Below are 20,153 nucleotides of genomic sequence, written 5' to 3' on the forward strand. Positions count from 1 at the left end.
CTATTCCTCGCTTTTGTATTTTTCTATTTCTTTTAATAAAGTTGATGAAATTTTTCTATTTTTATTATCAGATAAAAATAAGATTGTTTCTAACTCATCATAAATACTTTTATTTCCATCATAAAGTTCTATTTCATAATCCAAAGTCTGAGAATCTCTTATTCCCCTTACAATGTATTTTATTTTTCTTTGTTTTGCAAAGTCGGCAGTTAATTTATTTTCATTTATTTCAATTTTTACATTTTTTAAACCCTTAATCATTGATTTTATTTTTTCAATTCTTTGATTCAAATCAGGCTTTTCACTTTTTGAAATATTTTTTGTAATAACAACAATCACTTCATCAAATAGTTTTGCAGCTTTTACTAAAATATTTAAGTGTCCTTCATGAAAAGGATCAAAACTTCCTGGATAAATGGCCTTTTTCATATTAACCCTTCCTTAATACATTTATAATTTTATATTTATTTTAGGCAAAAAAGTGTCTTTATTTTATTTTATGTAATAAAATAAGGACAAAAGGAAGATAATAATGAAAATACTACTAGTTGATATTGGAAATACAACTGCTGATTTCCGTTTGTGAGATAAAAATACTAATAAACTAACAAAACTAATTAGACCAGAAACTAAAGACCCAAAATGAAGAAGAAGTAAAGTACTAAGTAAGTATTTTTTAGATAATAAAATAAAAATTGACAAAATTAGTTATGTCTCTGTTGTGCCAGAATGAAATGATATTATGAGAGCTTTAGCAAATAATGTTGGTGTAGAAATCTCAAATTTAAGAGATGATTTTGATATTCAAAAAGAATTATTTAAAGTTGATAATATTAATAAATTAGGAGCAGATTTTATATCTAATTTTTATGGTGCAATTGAAAATTACAAATTTACAAATGGAGCCATAATTTCTATGGGTACAACTTCCACTATTGCAATAATTAAAGATAAAGAATTGCAAGGAACTATAATTTGTCCAGGATTAAAAAATTCATTAAATTGTTTAATCTCAAGTGCAGTTCTTTTACAAAATAATGATTATCAAAAATCAAATAAAATTTATGGAACAAATACAATTGATGCAATAAATATTGGTGCATTTAATGCCCATTACTTAATGTTAACTTCAATGATTAAAAAACTAAATTTGGATTTTGCTATTTTTACAGGTGGAAATTCAATTCAATTTGAAGAGGATATACTAAAGGATGGCTATATCTTTGATGAATCTTTAATATTCAAAGGGCTTATAAAACTCAATAAATAAAATTATAAAAGTTTTTATTTAAAATTTTTAAATTGCATTTAAAAATTTTAAAGTATCTTGGGCAACTAGTTCTTTATCTATATCAAAAAGTATTTCATGTCTTAAATTTTCATAAATTTTTAAACCTACTTTTAATTTAGCTTTTTTAAATTTCTTATAAGTTTTAATAACTTTTTTACCATATTGACCAACTGGATCATTAGATCCTGATACTAAAATTATTGGCAAATCTTTTCTCATATTTGAAATACTTTTTTTATTTTGGATATATAAAAGTCCTTCAAATAAATCTTTAAAAGCAGAAGTTGTAAAAACTTGTCCGCATAAAGGGTCTTCAATAAATTTTCTAACATTATCTTTATCAATAGACAATCACTCAGAACCAGTATTTCCCTCTTTATTAAACTTCTTATTAAATTTTTTATAACTTAAATTTCATATGAATTGATCAATATTTTTGGCTCCAAATTTTTTTTGTCTTGATTTAGCAACTCTAACTCCAAATTTTAAAGAAAGTTTACTTTCCCAAGCAGTTCCACTTAGAACTAACCCCTCAATTGTTTCTCCATAATCAATTGCATAACTTCTTGCTAAAAAACTTCCCATTGAATGTCCTAACATAACAATTTTTTTATTTGAGTAGTTCTTTTTAATATAATTGTTTATTAGAAATAAATCATCAACTAAAATTTTTCACCCATTCTCATCTGCAAAATAGCCTAATTCTTGTTTTTCTAAATCAGCAGTTTTTCCATGACCTCTATGGTCATTTGAAATTACAATTCAATGGTTATCATTTAAAAATTTAGCAAAGTCATTATATCTTTTAGAGTGCTCACAGCTTCCATGAACAAGTTGCAAGATACCTTTTACTTCTTTAACATCATCTCAAATATAAGTATGAATTTTTTTACCATCTTGAGCAAATAATTCTAATTCTTTCAATTTAAACACGTCCTTCTATTTATATTATATGATACAAAAAAATAAAAACCCTTCAAATTATTTTAAAGGGTTTTAAACTAAGCTATTGCTTTTTTTGCTGTATTGAATACTTCTTTTAACTGCTCACAAGATTTATTAAAAAGAGTTTGTTCTTTGCTTGTTAAATTTCATTTAATTATTTTTTCAATACCATTTCTTCCAATAATACATGGAACACTAGTATAAATATTTTCATTTTCATATTCACCATTTAAATGAGCTCCAACCAATAACATTTTTTGTTCGTTTTTTAGAATTGCTTTTGCAATTGCTGCTAAACAAACTCCTACACCATAATATGTAGCTCTTTTTTTCTCAATAATTTTGTATGCTAAGTGCGTAGCCTCATCTTTTATTTCTGAAAGATCTTTTTCAGAAATAACACCTTCTTTTATATATTCTTGAACAGTTTTGCCCATTACTGTAGCTTTACTTCAAGCAGCAACACTTGAATCTCCATGTTCACCCAATAAGTAAGCTTCAACAGTATTTGGCATTACACCAAGTTTTGCTGCCAACAGTCTTCTTAATCTTGCTGAATCTAAAGTTGTTCCTGAAGAAATAACTTTAGAACTATCATAACCAGTAACTGTTTTGTATACATAAGTTAACACATCAACTGGATTTGAAGCAATTATTGTAATTCCACTAAATCCAGATTTTTTAATTTGCGTTGCAATTTGTTTCATAATTTTTGCATTATCTGCAACCATTTCTAATCTAGTTTCACCAGGTTTTTGTGGTCTTCCTGCAGTAATAACAATAATGTCTGCATCTTTGCAATCCGCATAATCTCCTGCTTTTATTGAATTAAATGATACTGGCAATACTGCTTGAGCATCTGCAATATCCATTTCATTTCCTATTGCTGCATCCTTGAATACATCTATTAAGACATAATCTTGTGCAATTCCTTGGTTCACAGCTGAGTAAATAAAACTTGTTCCTACAGCTCCACAACCAACTAATACTATTTTTTTATTTTTTATCATATTTTTATCGCTCCTACACTTATATATTAATCTAAAGTAAACTTATATCTATATAAATAGAGAATTAATATAAAAATGAAAAAAATTTTTACAAAAAATAAAAAAAATACTCATAAATGAGTATTTTCATATGTACATACGATATTGTAAATTAACGTTTTGAGAATTGTGGTGCTCTACGTGCTCCATAAAGTCCGTATTTTTTACGTTCTTTAACACGAGCATCACGTGTTAATAAACCATTCCCTCTTAATTCTGGTTTGTAATCTTTGCTTGCTTCTAATAAAGCTCTTGCAATCCCTAAACGAGCTGCTCCAGCTTGACCAGTAAATCCTCCACCTTTAACAGTAATTTTGATTGAAAAATCTGATTTTGTACCTGTTGCATCTAAAGGTTGTTCCATATCTTGAACTAATGTTGCATATGGGAAAAACTCTAAAGCTGGTTTTCCATTAACTATAATTTCACCTTGTCCAGGAGTCAGTATTACTTGAGCAACTGAAGATTTTCTTCTTCCTGTTCCTCTATACATAACAACTTCTTTTTTTGCTGCCATTATTTACTATCTCCTTTTTTTGATTGAACTACTAAAATTTCTGGATTTTGTGCTTGGTGTGGATGTTCATTACCTGCATAAACGTGTAATGCACGGTATTGATTCCCTCCTTGAACATTTTTAGGTAACATTAATCTTACTGCACGCTCAATAATTCTTTCAGGGAATAATTTACGTTGTGTGGCAACGTTTCTAGATTTTAATCCCCCTGGGTGCATTGAGTGGTGGTAATAGTTTTTATCATTTTCTTTTTTACCTGATAAAACTATTTTTTCTGCATTAATTACAATTACATGATCACCATTATTAATATGGGGTGTAAATGTTGGTTTATTTTTTCCTCTTAGAACCATAGCAATTTGAGTAGATAATCTACCTAAAGTTGCTCCAGTTGCGTCAACTACATATCATTTTTTAGCAATATCTGCTGTTTTAATAAGTGTAGTTTGTTTCATGTGCTTGTTCTCCTTACCTTCCGGGGCTAGTGAGTAAGCAAATATATTATACATTATTTATTAAAACTGACAAATAAAAAGTTAAAGAAAATAGAAAAAACCATTTGATATGTCTATCAAATGGTTAATTATTAGCTTTTAAATTAAAATAATATATAAAAAATAGCTTAATCAAAGTAACTAAATGTTAATTCGATTCCCTGTTTATCATTTAAATAATGAGCTTTTTTATCATAATCACCATTTTGCTCTTGAGCAGTTTCTGGTAATTGCATTTTTTGATAGTCTTTTGAATAAAATCTAATTTTATATTGATTTGCACTATTTTCAATTGGTAGTGATTCAAAATTATCTAAATCAAGATCATTGACAAATAAAGCTCAATAAGTAGGATTTGATAAATTTTCAATAATAAATTGCATTAAAACTGTATATTTATCTTTTCCTTCTAGTTTGCCAAAACTTATTGTTGGTACTTTATTATTTGATATTTTTACTATTTCAGAAATAGTCATTGGAAAACTTTGACCTTCAATTTCTTCAGCTATAAAAGGAGTTATTTGATAATTTACATCTAAAGACCCATAGTAGCTTTCAGGTCTTTGTTTTGGAACTTCATCTTTAATTCTAATTATAGCTCCCTTATTATTTTGTTTATAGTCAAATTTACTTACATCAGTTAACTCATCTCCTACTTTTGATAATTGATTAACCATATCTATATTATTAAACATTAACGCCATCATTATTGTTCTTGGTCGATTATCATAAATATTGCCAATAGTTGTTACTTTAAAAACATCTTGTAAGTGAACAGAATTTGAGATTTTAATTGATGCAGTAATATTATCATTTGCATTTTCTTTATTACTAATAATAAATTTATATGTACCATTTCTATATAAATCATCTTTCAGACTTATTTCACTGTTATTTTTAAAAACTTGAATTTTTAAATTATCTTCTTTATAGCCCCCTAATTCTAGACTATTAATAATTTGCTTTAATAAATCATCTGTATAATAAATTTTTTCGATATTGATATTATCAAGATTTACCTTTTCAAAACCATTTTTTGTTATAGGCATAATTGGATCTGGTCTAAAAATATCATCATATTTATCACTTGTACATGAAACTACGTTTGCAGTTATACTAGGAATAAAGACAATTGAAGACAATCCAACTAAAACTTTTTTAAATTTACTACTCATTTTTTTAACCTCCTTGAACTGCTAATAACATACTTACTTTTCTAAGTGATGTTCAACTTAATGCATTACTTATTGAATATAATAGTCAAGTTCCTAAAACTCCAGGAATGATATATCAAATTTGGAATGTTAATGGTAAAACTAAACTAACGGAAAGTGTTTTAACAACTAATAGAATTATTGCTCATGCAATTGCAAATCCAACAAATGAACTTATAATTGCTACAGGTATATAAATACCTATAAATAATTTACTAATGTATCATTCTTTATAACCAAGTATTTTCATAACTGCTATAATTTTAGCATTCTCTGAAATTACTAAATTAATTGTTAATAAAATAATAATAGCGCTTAAAAAGATAGTTACAAAAACAACAAAGTAAATAATCATATCAACAGTACTATTAATTCGATTTATTACTTTTAAAGCTTCATCTATTTTTAAAGCATTTTGAATAGAACTAGTTGAATAGCTTGTATAAGAAGTTGTATTATCACTTCCACCATTTAATCCAATCATTGAATAATCTCCATATTTTTGATTAGTTGAAACTCCTTTTGAAATATCAGTAAAACTCTTGTCAAAAGAAGTTTTATAGTTAAATAGTGGGTATTGAGCTTCAAATAGTTTTAAATAGATTTCGTTATTTTTTTGACTCGCAAATTTTTTAAAATCCTTTAATAGAATGGAGTTATCATTTTGATTTTGATTTTCTTTAATTCAATTTACTAGCAAGGCTATCTGACTATTAGGATTTTTAGGATTACTTCATTCTTTGATAAATAATCTAAATAATAATTCCTCTGTTTTATTATAATTTGAAATTATTTTAGCAGTTTCATTGTTAATTCAAGCTTTATTTTCACCATATTGTTCAACAACTCCAGCTATAGTATATTCAAAATCCTTTTCAAAATTTTTTGTTGAAATTTTTCCACTAGCAACATTTTTTGACATAGCATTTGCTCCAACTAAACCTGGACTGCTAAAGTTTATATCTGATTTATAAACTCTTCCATCTTCTTCTTGATTAATTACTTTATTTTTTCATCCTCGTCCATCATCTGATAACATAGAAGTCGTATATAGATTTTTTGAAGAAGTAAAATTATCATCTTTTGATGTAGCTTTCATTGATGATGAATCTCAACTATTTATATCTAATAAATCTTGTTCATAATTTAAAGCAGTAATTATATGATTAATATTTATTTTATCTCCAACTTTCAGTTTTAATCTTTTGGCAAGTGATTGATTAACTAAAATTGAATTTTTATTATTAAACAATTGTGGTTTTAAATCTACAGTTTTGTTATCTTTTAAAATTTGAGTTTTATTATCTTCTTTAATTCCATATAATTTTAGACTTTGATTTTTTACATAACCATTTAAATATATTCCCAAATCTTCTTTCTTTTCATTATAAGGAATTAGTCCAAAAGCAACATTAAAATTTCCCTCTTCTTTTTTATATTCTTCTTCGATAGTTTTTTTAATTAAAACTGGAGCATCATTATAAATTCCTTGTAAAAATGCTTGTTGTAAATTATTAAAGAAGTAAGCTATTATTCAATTATAAATTGGGACAATAGTTGCTAATCTTTTCTCAGTTCAATTTTCTCTATCTACATAATCATAAAGAGATTTTTCAAATGGCTCATCATTTTTCATTTGACCAGTAGAAGTAAGATCTACTTGAATGAATGTAAAACTTCTTCCAAAAGCAGCATAATAATCAGTTTCACTAATCATTGGTTTTCCAGCTTCAACAGGACCACCTCTATTGTCTAATCTTGTTCCATTAGAAATTATATAACCTTTCCTTTTATTTTCTAAGCCAATAGCATTTTTATATTTTAAATAAAACTGTCTTATTTTTTCTAAGTCTTCAATATTTTCTTTTGACTTTGAATCACTTGCTAAAACATCTATTATAGCTTGTTTATTTCAATATTTATCTAAATTAAAGTTTTTTAAATCTGATCAAAGATTAAAAATAACTGTTTTGTAAAAATTATTTTTTTGATCTTGGCCAATATCACCCAGCTCTATTGTTAAATTATCATTTTTTAAATAATCAATATCAATTGATTTATATGTCATATCATTTAATGAACCAACATCAATTGAAGGATTATATATTTTTTCTGATACATTATTTTGTAAAAACATATCAAGAATATTTTTTGAATCATCTAAGTCATCTTTAAAAGTGCTATAAGGATTATATGTTTTATAAAAACTTGTTGGAGAATTATATATTGGGCTTTCATATTCAATTTGATTATCAAAACCATTTATTAAATAAGTTTTATTTTTGTTCTCATGTAAGACATTTGGCATTATAGCACCAATAGTAATTAAACTAGACGAAACTAACATTACTGAAAATACAGAAAGCAATTTTAAAACTGAACCTGATAAGATTGCACCTTTAAATCTTCCATCAAATTTTCTACCTTTTGTTAAAGTTTTTTTAATTGCAAGTTTAAATTTATTTGTAGAGCTTCTACTTTCAAAATTTATCATTTGTAGAGGTGTATATTTATTAAACATATAGAAATAAGTAATTAATGTAATTATTTCCAAAAATACAAACATCCCAAAGACTGTTATTAAAATTGATTCTCATGAAATATTAAATGGTTCAATTTTAATTGAGAAAAATTTATTTGTTAAAGAAATAACTAATTCTTGCATACTCATTCCAATAATATAACCTAATAATCCTCCAGTAATTGAAATAACTAAAGGATATAATCCATTTGCTCAAATTAAAGATGACTTTTTATATCCTAATGATAATAAAACTCCCGATTGACCAAAGGATTTTTTAATTTGGTTATTTAACATTATAACTAGCATTACAATACCAATAGCTAAGGTTATTAACATAATAATATAACTAAAAGTTTTGTAAGACTTAATTGTAAACGCTAGCATTTCAGTTCTGTTGCTATATTTATATTTTATATCTCCTCTATGAATAGCTATTGGTATGTCTTTATTAATTGTGTTTTCATATCCAGCATATAAATCAATTTCTTTTGACTTATTTAAATTAGTTAAATATTGATTAATTGCTGCTGTTGAATTTTTAATATCTTTATTATTTTTAAATTTAAGAACAAAACTTATTTCTTTATCTAAATTTGAAGAAGCAGAAATAATTTCCTCATTTTTTATTTCACTATCTGTATATCATATCCTTTGGCTTTCAAAATCTAAAAGATTAAATTGATTATCAGGATAAATACTTTGATAATAAACATTTTTAATACCTAAATGAGATGGTTCAATATAAACTAAACCTTCTTCTTTTGTATTTGGAAGTGGTTTTGTTTCATCAATTATAGGAGTTGAAAAATCTGCAGTTGATCCAAATCCAACAACCTGAAATCAATTTTGATTTGCATATTCAGTATTATTGATTCATGAGTTAATATCTATTTTTTCATAAAGACTAAAATCTACTTTTTTATTTTCACTATCTTTTACTAAGACACTTGTTCCATAATTATCATCTTGTAATCTAATTATGTCATTTATTTTTATATTATTAGCATTTGCAAATTGTTCATTAACATATACTCATCTTTTTGTATTTATATTTGTTGCTTGACTATATTTTTTTCATAAATCGAGACTCATTCCTTTATTAACAACAAACCTATCAACTTTTTGTTCTGAATTTAGCGCAAAGACTTTTAACGTTTTGTTTGTTGATAAGGTAGCTATACGAGACTCTACTCTATCAAAATCAAATTCCAAACTTGAATGTTTCAATTTATTTTGTAAATAAGTTATTAATAAATTATCTCTTACCTCTGAATTTGAAATATTTTTGCTGAACAAATCTTTTTCAAAGTCATTAATATATGAAGCTTTTGATAAATCTATTACTGCATCATGGATATTACTATTTCTTTGTGAAATAAAATTCTTATATGAATTTTCAACTCTAGTAGTTGAAGAATAGGATAATGTAAATACAAATGCTGTTAAAAATACTAGAACAATAATTGTAATTAATTGAATTTTATTTCTTAATAAGTTTTTAAATGAATTTTTAAAAAATGGTTTTTGATTTTTCATTTTATTAACTTACTTTTACTTTAAAACTATATGTTGTAAATCCATTTACTTTAATACTCATTGTAGGTTCTTTTGAACCAAAAAAACCACCTGTTTTTTTCTTACCAGTAAGCTCTATAGTATATTGATAACTCTCATTTTTAATTAAATTAACTGAAGCGACATTAGAATCACTTGATTGAACTGTAACATTATATTCTTCTTTCATATTTTCTAAATCAAAATTTAAATTAATTGTACTTCCCTGTGAAACTGTTTGAAATTCAATTGGTGATACTAAAGTTTGATTTAAAGCCATTATATTATGTCCTTGATAGAAATTACCACTAGTAGAGCCACCAACAGTAAAGCCTCCCATTCCTGCAGTATATTTTTCTTCAAATTTTTTATTGTCTTCATATTTTTCTAAATTACCTCCACTAGTAGCAACTTCTGCTAAGCCACTTGCATTTATATAACCATTTCATGCTGCTCCATCATGAGCATATAGTTTATCTGATCCAGGTAATACATCAAATTTGAAATCAACTGGAATACTAGTTGAAATTATTCCAGGTGTAATAACTTCATATGTATCAAAAATTATATTTGTAAATTCTATAAAATGATTTAAGCTAATTTCAGTTTTAAAGTTTTGAGATAATTGATTATAAATTTGTTCCTTAGCAGCTTTTTGTGCAAATTTTGATTTATCCATTAATTTATCTACGTCAACAAATACTTTTTTATTTTCTGGTAGTGCTTCAAATAATGTTATTCGATCTTCTGGTACGAATTTATATGTAAACTCAACATTTATTCCCTCTTTAAATATACCTCCAAGAGTTGGCATATTTGTAATTTGGAATGTAGTTGCTGTTGTTTTAGCATTTTGCATAATAGCTTTTCCAGCTTCTCCTAAGTTTTGAATAAAATTTGCTTTGATATATTCTAGTTGAGTATTTTTAGCCCCAACTTGTTCAAAGATAATTGCCCCTAAACTAATAACGTCTTTTGAATTAAGTACTTCAGCAAGTTTATTATAAGCTCCTTCAAATAATCTAATTTCTCCTAAATTTTTGTTTGCAAAATACTCATTGGGGTCAATATTTTGGTTTAGTATTAAAAGAGTTTCACCCTCTACTACTTGACTATTTTCTTTTGCCCTTATAATTACAGAAGTTCCTATACCATTATTACCTTCTGTTGTTCCTTCTCCCTCTCTATCAATTTCTAATTCATCTTTAGAAATATTTGAATTGTTCATTGCATTAAATCCACTAATAATTGCTTCATCTGTTATTGTAAAGCCTTCCTTTCCTACAGCAATACTTGAATCAATTAAACCATTTACCATATTTCCCGCTGCAATATTTACAATTAAGTTTTCTTGAGCTAAGTTAAATTTTGAAGCCTCAATGTTGATTAAAACATCTTGAGAATGACTATTGTCTTTTGAAACAACTGTTAGCTTTAAATTTTTTGCAACTTGTGAGGATGTTTCAATTTTTATTCTTTTATTTGCGCTATCCAAAGATGCTGTTGCAATTCCTTGATTTTCAAATACAAATTTGTCAGGTTTTGAATTTTCTTGTAAAGCATCTCAATTACTAATTTTAATATAATTGGTTGAAGAAGTTTTTACATCTAAAGTGGTTTTTTCTAATTTAAAATTTTCTTCTTGCTCTACTTGTTTAACATTAATTGTTATTTCAACTGAGTGAATTTCAGAAGAAACTGTTACTTTTACAGTTCCAATTTTTTGTGATACAGGTGTAATTACAAGTTGATCTTCTTTAATAGTTTTTGTAATTTGAACTATACCTTCTTGGCTATATTTAAATTTATTTGGTTTTGATTTGCTATTTAAAATTGTTCAGTTGGTTATATTAATATAGCCAACTTCATTGCTATAAATATCAATAGCTTTTTTATCTAATTCAAAATTAGTATTTGGTAAATTATCATTATTTCCATCTTTATCCTTAGTTCAACCACAAGCTATAACTGATAATGATGAAGTTGCAACCATACTTGTAGTTGCCAATATTGTTAATAATTTTTTCATATTTAGTTTTCTCCTTATTTAATATATTTGGGTATTTAAAAAATTACTCTTATATTTTTAAAAATATAATTTGAGTATAATAAAAATTACTATTTAAATAGATTTGCTAATAAATAGCTTTTCAATAAATATATTAAATTAAAGGTGGAGTTGTTGCCTTTTTTGTATTGTTCAAAAATTCAGCTAATTGATGAGTAAATAAAATATCATTTTCTTCATTTTTAGATGCTAAAAAAATATTAATTTCATCTTTTAGTTCAACAAAATAGTTGTTTTGATCAAAATTTATAATATCAAGAAACATTGAGTTAAAGTAAATTGATTCAATTAAAAAGTTATACTCTTTTTCATAAGTATTTATTCATTTTCTTTTTACAACAAAACTATATGCAATGTACATAGTGATTAAAGTAATGATCAATAAAACTGCAGCTGATGCATAACATAAAATTACAATTTCAAATTCTAATACACTTGTTTGTTTTGTAAAAAATTTAACTAAATAAATAAGTGCAAATGGAAAAGTTAAAACTGCTAATTTAAAAAGTGAGACTAAATTATCTCTTTTAACTACTCATTTTAAATTTTTTGTATTTCCTATATTTATTTCAATATAATACATAAATTTACTAAATTCAATTGTTAAAACAAGAAGTAAAATAAACATAAATATTGTATTAATAAAAACATTAAAACTATTAAAAATTATATTTGCTTTATTGCTTAAAAAAATTTCAAACTCAGAGACCGCTGATAAATAAAAATATAAAAGTAAAGATAGTACAAAAATATTTTTTATTAAAGTTTTACTTAATTTTTTTATCTTTAACATCCAACTTATCTCCTATTTTTTCTATTTTAACAACATAAAAAGTCAAATGCAAGTTTTATTTAAATTGATCCATGAAATTCTAAAAAATTAAACTAAAGGGCTTGCATAAAAAAAGTTGTCTTCTAAAACAACTTTCCTAGAAATTATTTATATTAATTTCTATAATAATTTTAATAATTTATTTTGGATTTATATTATTTTTAGGATTTTTTGTAAAATTAAAAGTATATCTTGTACTATTTAATACACCATATCGAGCTCCATATTCACTAGGACTTAAAACCATTATTAAATCAGTTAATTCTCCATATTCCATATCATCTAATTCTCTTTGTGTAAATCTTTTGTTTGTTTTTGCATTAAATAAAAGATTTGGCTGATTTTTAAATATATTTGGTCCAAAAGCTAATGGAGTATATCAACCAAGTTCCAGAGTTCAATAATATTCATAAATTCACCCTATCATTTGACCATTAATACTTTCAAGTGTCTGATGATATCACAAAGAAGGATTTTCAATTGGAAAGCGATTATTAGTTAATTCAGAATCACTTAAATCTAAATAATTATGTTTCATAAAATTAATAAAATCCATTTCGCCTACTAATCCTTTTGCCTACTAATCCTTTTAATTTTCCATTATCTGATGGAGCTACTTTCACTTCAAGAATTCTTGTTCCTGCACCATTTCTTCCATAAATATCTTCATTTATTAATTCTCCATTTTCATCAATATTTCAAACGGATTTAATGCTTATATCATTTAAATCAATATCTTTTGAGTTTCTTGCCTCATTAATTCCTTCAGCTGCAAGATTTTGTAAAGTCATATAAAAATAATTAATATCCATTTGAAAATAAGACATTTTTAAAGAATATGTCACATAATCATTGGCTTCACTTATATGAAAATTTTTATCTATATCTTTATTGACAATATTTGAAGATAATTGAGCAACAGGTACTACACTTGATCCTACAATTACTAAACTACCAATTAAACTAAATAATTTTAACATTTAAAAAATTTTCTTTCTTCCAAACCCCACCCCTGCCACCCAATTTCTACATTTTCCTGTTGCATTCATTTTATGTAAAAAAATCTTTAATTATATAAAATAAAAAATGTAAAAATATTATTTATTAATTTATTAAAAAAATAAAAAAGTGATAATACAAATTTTAATAATAAAAATAATATTATTTTCATTATTATTTGAATATCACTTTATATTTATATAACTAGATTTTTATTTTTTAAAATAATCTGGAATGATTACATTAACATCAATTTTTTCCATTATATTTTTTTCTTTATTAAGATTACTATTTTCAATTTCTTCAATTACTTTTGCCATTGATTTTGTAGCCAAATCTGATGATGACATATGAATTGTTGCAAAAATGTTTTCTGTTGGTTTTTCTTTTCAATTAGCAATTTGTGTAACTGAAATTGAGTCATAGTCATATCCTACAATTACTCCACCAAGTTTTGTAATTTCTCCAGTTTTTTCATCATATTCAGGAGTTAATCATTTTTTGCCTTCTTCACTTTTATTTAAAGCTGCCAATGCACCTCTAGCCATTGAATCTGAATGGGCATAAATTATATCTGCTTTTTTTGTAATTTCAGCTATATTGTCTGAAACTAATTTATTTGCTGTTGTTTCTAAATACATTCCATTAACACCTTCACCATTAATTGGAGGTGTATTATCTCCTTTAAATCATGAGTAATCATAAGATTTAGTTTCTGCAAAACCTTTATGTCTTCCCTGAGCAGTTGGAGTTGAAGGATCTCCTCAAATTTCAAATACTTTTAATTTATCATTTTCAGTTGGTACAACACCATTTTTAGTTAATAAGCTAAAAATTTCTTTTCCCATTTTTGAAGATGCTTCTTCAGCATCTTGATAGACTTGAAAGTTTGGTTTTTCACCCTCTTTTAAATCATTTGCAAATGGAATATTAACAGCTACTAATGGTATATTGTTTTGAACTACATACTTAGCAGCTTCTCTCTGAGTTGGGTTATTTTGTCCCATTATGACTCCCAAAGCTCCTGCATCAACTGCATTTTTTGTATTTGTTAACTCTTTATTTGAATCTTGTTGTGATGATGTTCATTTAACTTTATATTTATTTTTATATTTATCATTTGATGATACATATTTATTTGCTGTATCTAATAAATCCTGTCAAAACGCATTTGGATCTTCTGGAATAATTAATTGAATAACTCCTTTTGAATCTCCACACGCTACAACTGTTAAGGCACTTGAACTTATTAAAAAAGTTGAACCAAATATTGCTAGTAATTTCTTCATATAATGTTTTCCTCCTTATATTTTAAATCTTAGATTTAAATATAGTCTTTCCATTTTTGTTACAATGTTAAATTGTTTATCCGATATTACTGCTACTAAAATAATCATTCCCTTAACAATCATTTGTCAATAACTATCAATACCAATCATATTCATAGCTGTACTTAAAACACATGTTACAAATCAACCAAGCAGAGTTTTTGATATTCCCCCTTTACCTCCTAAAAGCGAAGTACCACCAAGAGCAACACATGCAATTGCATCTAATTCAAGTTGATTTCCTGATGTAGGTGAAATTGAATTTAACTTACTAATATAAATTAATGTACCTCCATAAACTAAGGCACCTGAAAAAACATAAACACTAGTCATTATCATATTTGTTTTAATCCCTGATAAATAGGCAGCTTTTTGATTTCCACCAACTGCATACACATATCTACCATATTGATATCATTTCATTAAAATAAATAGTACTACAAATACAATTATAGCTATAAAAAAACTTCAAGGCATTTTACCAATTGCTGGTTGGGTTATTCATTGTAAAGTTTCTTGGGGTAAAGCAGTTGCTTTTGATTCAAGCAACAAAGCGGTTGCACCTCGCAAAGAAAGCATTAATACTAACGTTACAATAAATGGCTGTAACTTCATAAAACTAATTAAGAATCCAGCAATAAAACCAAATATACACGCTGTAATTAAGCCAATAATAATTGCCAATAAGATAGCAAAATTGGCTTCTAATAGTTTAATCGTTATTGCTCCTGAAAAAGCCAATACTGAACCAACTGAAAGATCTATTGCCCCAGTTAAAATAATTAAAGTCATTCCAAAAGCTACAAGTAATAAATCTAAATTATTTGTTAATAAATTGATTCAAGTTCTTTGTGTAAAAAAATATGGATTTGATAAACCTGCAACAATTGAAATAATTAGTATTAAAAGTAATAACTTTGATTGATTTAAAATATTTATTAAACTATCTTTAGTTTTTTTTCTTCTTAAATAACTATTAAAATTTGTTAATTTTGCAACTTCACTAAATTTTTTGACTTTAAAAGATTTAGTTCTATCAATTTTTTGAATCTTTTCATCCAATTTTGGCTTTAATAAATCCATTTGTTGATTGAATTTAGTTTGACCAATACTTTTATTTTTTAAATCAGAATCAATTTTAACAAAGCTTTTATACTCTTTACTATTTGTTAATTTATTTTGCTTTTTGGAAATCAAAACTTCTTCTATTGCATTTATTCTTGTAATATTTGGTAAAATTAATTTCTTAATTTTTTCTTCTCTTTTTAATTTTAAATTTGCAATCTTTAAATCAATTGATTTACTAAATTCCTTATTTTTTAATTTATATTTTTCCTTTTTTAAGTCAATTATTTTTTCAGTTTTCTCACTATATTTTTTAATCTTATTATTAACTTTTTGAATTTTAAATTGATATTGTATATTAAATTTTTCCAAAGCTTGCTTTTTCAAACTATCAAATTCCTTTTGATTAATTATTTCATCCTCTAACTGTATTTCAAGTTCTTCAATAGTTTCGTTGTGACTTTTATAAAAATTTTTTATTTTATTTTCATAAATTGCAATATTATTTGCAACTATATAAGATATATTAAAAATAATATCCAATCTTCTATTAATTACTTTTTCTTTATGCTCTTCTAAAAATTTTATATCCTTATTATAATTTTGTTCAATATTGATTCTTGCATTTTCTACTAATACTTTTTTAAAAGGATTAATCACATTTTTACTCCTTTACTAAATTGCATATTTTAAAATTTCTTCTTGTGTCAAATTATTATTATCTAATTGTTTTGTAATTGTTCCATTCTTCATTACAATTACAGAATCACAAAGACCTATAATTTCAGGTAAATCATTTGAAATTATAATGACAGCACCTTTAGACTGCATTTTAAATTCTAAAATTAAATCATAAATTTCTTTTCTAGCACCAACGTCAACTCCTCTTGTGGGCTCATCAAAAATAATTATTTTGGGATTGACACTTAAAGCTTTTGCAATCAAGACCTTCTGCTGATTTCCCCCAGAAAGAGTTGAAACATTTCTAAAAATATCTGGAGCTTTTAATAATGTTTTATTCAGAAAATAATTGGAATCATTATTTTGCTTCTTGGTAGAAATATTTTTTATAAATTTGTTTTTATATTTTCTTAATGACGAAATAGTTATATTAAATTTAATATCAAAATTTAAAAATAAACCATCTACTTTTCTATCTTCTGTAACATAATAAAATCCTTTTTTAATTGCATCTGACGGAGTTTTAAAATTAACTTTTTTATTATTTAAAATAATTTCTAATTTGGAATCTTTTAATTGTCCGATAATAGTTTTAAATAATTCAGTTCTTTTAGCTCCAACTAATCCAGCAAAACCTAAAATCTCATTATTATAGATATCAAAACTAACATCTTTAATTAAATTACTTTGTACATTTTTTATTGAACAAATTTTAGATTTGTTCAATAAAATTTTTTTAGGGAACTTTTCTTTTACATTTCTTCCCACCATTTTAGTAATAATTTCATCTTCATTAATTTCGCCAACTTTAAATTCCCCAATAAATTCACCATCACGAATTATTGTCATATCTTCACAAATTACTGGAATCTCTTGTAATCGATGTGAAATATAAATAATTGCTTTATTTTGTTCTTTCATTTTTTTAATAATCTCAAATAATTTAAGTGTTTCATTATTTGATAATGAAGAAGTAGGTTCATCCATAATAATTACATTTGCATTTCTAATAACAGCTTTTGCTATTTCAATTAATTGTTGTTGCGCAATTGAGAGAGTACCAATTTTTACATAAGGATTAATATAAATTTTGAGCTGGTCAAATATTTTATTAATTATTTTTTCCTGTTCTTTAAATTTAATAATTTTAAATTTATTTTTTATTTCAGATCCTAAAAAAATATTATCCATTACTGTCATTTCACTAATAGTATTTAATTCCTGATGAATTATTACTATTCCATTTTTTTCTGCTTCTTTAATGTTTTTGGGTTCATATTTTTTAGAGTTATATATCATATAACCACTAGTTCTTTTATAAACTCCTGAAATTATATTCATTAAAGTAGATTTTCCTGCACCATTTTCACCTAGCACTCCCATACATTTTCCTAAATAGGCATTTAAATTTACACCTTTGAGAGCCACAACATCTCCAAATTTTTTAGTTATATCTTTTAATACAAGTACCTTCTTATTAGATTTATTTGTATTTTTTTGCTCCACAAATTGCATCCTCTCATCAAAGTATTGTTATGATTTTATAAATAAAAATAGTCAATTATAAAAATATATAGAAATTGATATTTTCCTATATTTTGTTAAAAATATTCTTAATTAGTTAGTTTCTCTATAGCTCAATAATATATTCCTCAAATACCAGCATCATTTCCTAACTTCGCTATTCTTAAGTCCAATTTTTTATAAAAACTGGGTAATAAATATTTCCTTAATATGTCTTTAATAATAGTAATTAACTTTTTACCTAATGCAGAAGGTCCTCCTCCAATAACAACAATTTCAAAATCCATTAAATGTAAGGAAACTGCAATATGTTTGGCTAAAGGAGTTAAGCATGTTGTTAAAATATCAATTGTCTTTTTATCTTCACTTTGAAATAAACTATAAATATCTTTTATTTCAATCCACTTTTTTTGAATATTTAATTTTTTTGAAAAATATTCATAATTTTTATTTAGTTCTTTCTCAATTCCTGTGGCACTACTTAAGCCTTCTATACATCCGGGTAAATTGCAATTACATTGATAATTGCTTTGAAATCCACCACTGTGTCCTGGTTCACTTGCCAACTTTGTATTATTGCCAAAATATAATTCATGGTTTAATATAACTCCTCCACCAAGTCCTGTACCAATTGTATATAAAAGCATACTACTTTTTTCTTTTTTGATTCCTTTAACATACTCTCCATATGTAGCAGATTTTGAATCATTTAAAATATAAATATTTTCAATTTGAAATAATTCCTTTAATTTATTAACTACTCCATAATTATTTCATTCTAAGTTTCCTGCTCAAATTGAAATTCCATTTTCATAATCAATTAACCCACAAATTGTAATTCCTATAAAAATAAGATCACTTTGTTTTAATTTGTACTTTTCTAAAAAAGGTAAAATATTAAAATAAATGTTTTCCAAAATTTCACTTTTTTTAGTTTTTATAATAATTTTGTCAATAATTTTTTCTTCATAAATTAAAGCACATTTTGCTGTTGTGCCACCAAGATCAATTGCTAAGGCATAGTTTTTTTTGTTCATATAGAACCCCCTAATAGCAATTAATTATAAAATCCCTCATCTCACTTTTTATTCTCTTTATCAAAAATTCTACTATCATAATTTTCTTGCTTAATCATATTATCAATTTGACTAATTAGTTTATCATTTTTAGCTAAATATTTAGCCTCAATAAATTTTGTAATCATTTCATACATTAAGCCAAGACCAACAATTCTTCCACCAAATCCAACAATATTGGCATTGTATTTTTCCTTTGCATCAACAACTGTTAAAACATCTTTGGCTAAGACAACTCTTGCTCCTTTAACTTTTTGAGCACTATTTGTAATTCCAACCCCAGTTCCACAAATTACAATTCCAAGATCAACTTTTTTTGTCACTACATTGACAGCTACTTTATGACCATATATCGGATAGTGAGTTCTATTAAAATCATTAGTACCACAATCAATTACTTCTATTCCATCAAGTTTTAACATCTCAACTATTTTATCTTTAATGTCAGTAACAATGTGATCACATCCTATTGCGATTTTCATATTATTCTCCCTCCAAAATATTTTCTAACATATTGATTCTTACCATATGTCTTCCCGCTTCAAATGTAGCATTTAAATAAACATTAATTACATCCATCATATTTTCTTTTGCAATAATAGCAAACCCTAAAGATAAAACATTTGAGTTATTGTGTTCAATTGTCATTCTTCCAGAATGATAATCAGAAACTTGAGCAACTACAACTCCTTTTTTTTGAGCCATAATCATAAATGGTAACGTTCCAAAGTCATCAATAACAATTACTCTTTGCAATTCTTTTAAACTTAGCTTATTTGCTAATTCATTTAAGTCACTAAACATATCCTTTTCTTCTTGAAATGTAATAGTAAAGTTTTTTGACTTAATATTTTCCAATAAATATTTTTTATATTCTTTATCAATTTTTTTATTGATATATATTATTATATTTTCCACGTTTAGTTTCCTTTCCACTAAAATACTATCATAAGCTAATAAAAAAATGATAAAAAATTATCATTTTTTATCAT

General features: G+C 25.2%; 18 protein-coding genes. 1 reads left to right on the forward strand and 17 read right to left on the reverse strand.

All coding sequences use genetic code 4. The features are described 5' to 3' along the window. Positions 1 to 429: a pantetheine-phosphate adenylyltransferase gene (gene coaD / locus SCANT_RS04575; protein WP_053946542.1), complete on the reverse strand. Its 429-nt coding sequence runs from the start codon at positions 427 to 429 to the stop codon at positions 1 to 3. A gap of 103 nt (positions 430 to 532) precedes the next feature. Between coaD and SCANT_RS04580 the strand changes: the two genes are divergently transcribed. Further along, positions 533 to 1,270: a type III pantothenate kinase gene (locus SCANT_RS04580; protein WP_053946543.1), complete on the forward strand. Its 738-nt coding sequence runs from the start codon at positions 533 to 535 to the stop codon at positions 1,268 to 1,270. 27 nt (positions 1,271 to 1,297) lie between these two features. On the opposite strand, the gene SCANT_RS04585 is transcribed toward SCANT_RS04580, so the two are convergent. The 16 genes from SCANT_RS04585 to SCANT_RS04660 form a co-directional block, all read right to left on the reverse strand. Then, a complete protein-coding gene (locus SCANT_RS04585; protein ID WP_053946544.1) occupies positions 1,298 to 2,224 on the reverse strand; it encodes an alpha/beta fold hydrolase in 927 nt (308 codons plus the stop codon). Between the two features lie 68 nt (positions 2,225 to 2,292). After that, entirely contained in the window at positions 2,293 to 3,246 is a 954-nt protein-coding gene (locus tag SCANT_RS04590) for an L-lactate dehydrogenase (RefSeq protein ID WP_053946545.1), read from the reverse strand. Between the two features lie 151 nt (positions 3,247 to 3,397). Next, positions 3,398 to 3,802, reverse strand: a complete 405-nt coding sequence (gene rpsI, locus SCANT_RS04595; RefSeq protein ID WP_053946546.1) for a 30S ribosomal protein S9 — start codon at positions 3,800 to 3,802, stop codon at positions 3,398 to 3,400. After that, on the reverse strand, positions 3,802 to 4,257 hold the full coding sequence (gene rplM, locus SCANT_RS04600) for a 50S ribosomal protein L13 (RefSeq protein ID WP_053946547.1): 456 nt from the start codon (positions 4,255 to 4,257) through the stop codon (positions 3,802 to 3,804). Before rplM ends, rpsI begins: the two co-directional genes overlap by 1 nt. Positions 4,258 to 4,424: 167 nt before the next feature. Continuing rightward, a complete protein-coding gene (locus SCANT_RS04605; RefSeq protein ID WP_053946548.1) occupies positions 4,425 to 5,471 on the reverse strand; it encodes a hypothetical protein in 1,047 nt (348 codons plus the stop codon). Positions 5,472 to 5,475: 4 nt separating this feature from the next. After that, a complete protein-coding gene (locus tag SCANT_RS04610; RefSeq protein ID WP_053946549.1) occupies positions 5,476 to 9,570 on the reverse strand; it encodes an ABC transporter permease in 4,095 nt (1,364 codons plus the stop codon). A gap of 4 nt (positions 9,571 to 9,574) precedes the next feature. Continuing rightward, complete coding sequence (locus SCANT_RS04615) at positions 9,575 to 11,617, reverse strand: lipoprotein (RefSeq protein ID WP_053946550.1); 2,043 nt, start codon at positions 11,615 to 11,617, stop codon at positions 9,575 to 9,577. A 133-nt stretch (positions 11,618 to 11,750) separates the two neighbouring features. Next, complete coding sequence (locus SCANT_RS04620; protein WP_053946551.1) at positions 11,751 to 12,449, reverse strand: hypothetical protein; 699 nt, start codon at positions 12,447 to 12,449, stop codon at positions 11,751 to 11,753. 178 nt (positions 12,450 to 12,627) lie between these two features. Continuing rightward, positions 12,628 to 13,026, reverse strand: coding sequence for a hypothetical protein (locus tag SCANT_RS04625; RefSeq protein ID WP_235443286.1), 399 nt, complete (start codon positions 13,024 to 13,026; stop codon positions 12,628 to 12,630). A 4-nt stretch (positions 13,027 to 13,030) separates the two neighbouring features. Then, positions 13,031 to 13,468 (reverse strand): hypothetical protein, encoded by a 438-nt coding sequence (locus SCANT_RS04630; RefSeq protein ID WP_053946553.1) that lies wholly within the window; start codon positions 13,466 to 13,468, stop codon positions 13,031 to 13,033. A gap of 231 nt (positions 13,469 to 13,699) precedes the next feature. Then, positions 13,700 to 14,776 carry a sugar ABC transporter substrate-binding protein gene (locus tag SCANT_RS04635; protein ID WP_053946554.1) on the reverse strand — a complete coding sequence of 359 codons (1,077 nt, stop codon included), beginning with the start codon at positions 14,774 to 14,776 and terminating at the stop codon, positions 13,700 to 13,702. Between the two features lie 15 nt (positions 14,777 to 14,791). Then, positions 14,792 to 16,540, reverse strand: coding sequence for an ABC transporter permease (locus SCANT_RS04640; protein ID WP_053946555.1), 1,749 nt, complete (start codon positions 16,538 to 16,540; stop codon positions 14,792 to 14,794). A gap of 15 nt (positions 16,541 to 16,555) precedes the next feature. After that, positions 16,556 to 18,067 carry a sugar ABC transporter ATP-binding protein gene (locus SCANT_RS04645; RefSeq protein WP_158500868.1) on the reverse strand — a complete coding sequence of 504 codons (1,512 nt, stop codon included), beginning with the start codon at positions 18,065 to 18,067 and terminating at the stop codon, positions 16,556 to 16,558. 107 nt (positions 18,068 to 18,174) lie between these two features. Then, positions 18,175 to 19,122 carry an ROK family protein gene (locus SCANT_RS04650; RefSeq protein ID WP_053946557.1) on the reverse strand — a complete coding sequence of 316 codons (948 nt, stop codon included), beginning with the start codon at positions 19,120 to 19,122 and terminating at the stop codon, positions 18,175 to 18,177. Between the two features lie 20 nt (positions 19,123 to 19,142). After that, a complete protein-coding gene (locus SCANT_RS04655; protein ID WP_053946558.1) occupies positions 19,143 to 19,643 on the reverse strand; it encodes an RpiB/LacA/LacB family sugar-phosphate isomerase in 501 nt (166 codons plus the stop codon). A 1-nt stretch (position 19,644) separates the two neighbouring features. After that, positions 19,645 to 20,079, reverse strand: a complete 435-nt coding sequence (locus tag SCANT_RS04660) for an RpiB/LacA/LacB family sugar-phosphate isomerase (protein ID WP_053946559.1) — start codon at positions 20,077 to 20,079, stop codon at positions 19,645 to 19,647. Positions 20,080 to 20,153: the final 74 nt, after the last annotated feature.

Origin of the sequence: Spiroplasma cantharicola (assembly GCF_001281045.1) — a bacterium.
Lineage (GTDB): Bacteria > Bacillota_I > Bacilli_A > Mycoplasmatales > Mycoplasmataceae > Spiroplasma_A > Spiroplasma_A cantharicola.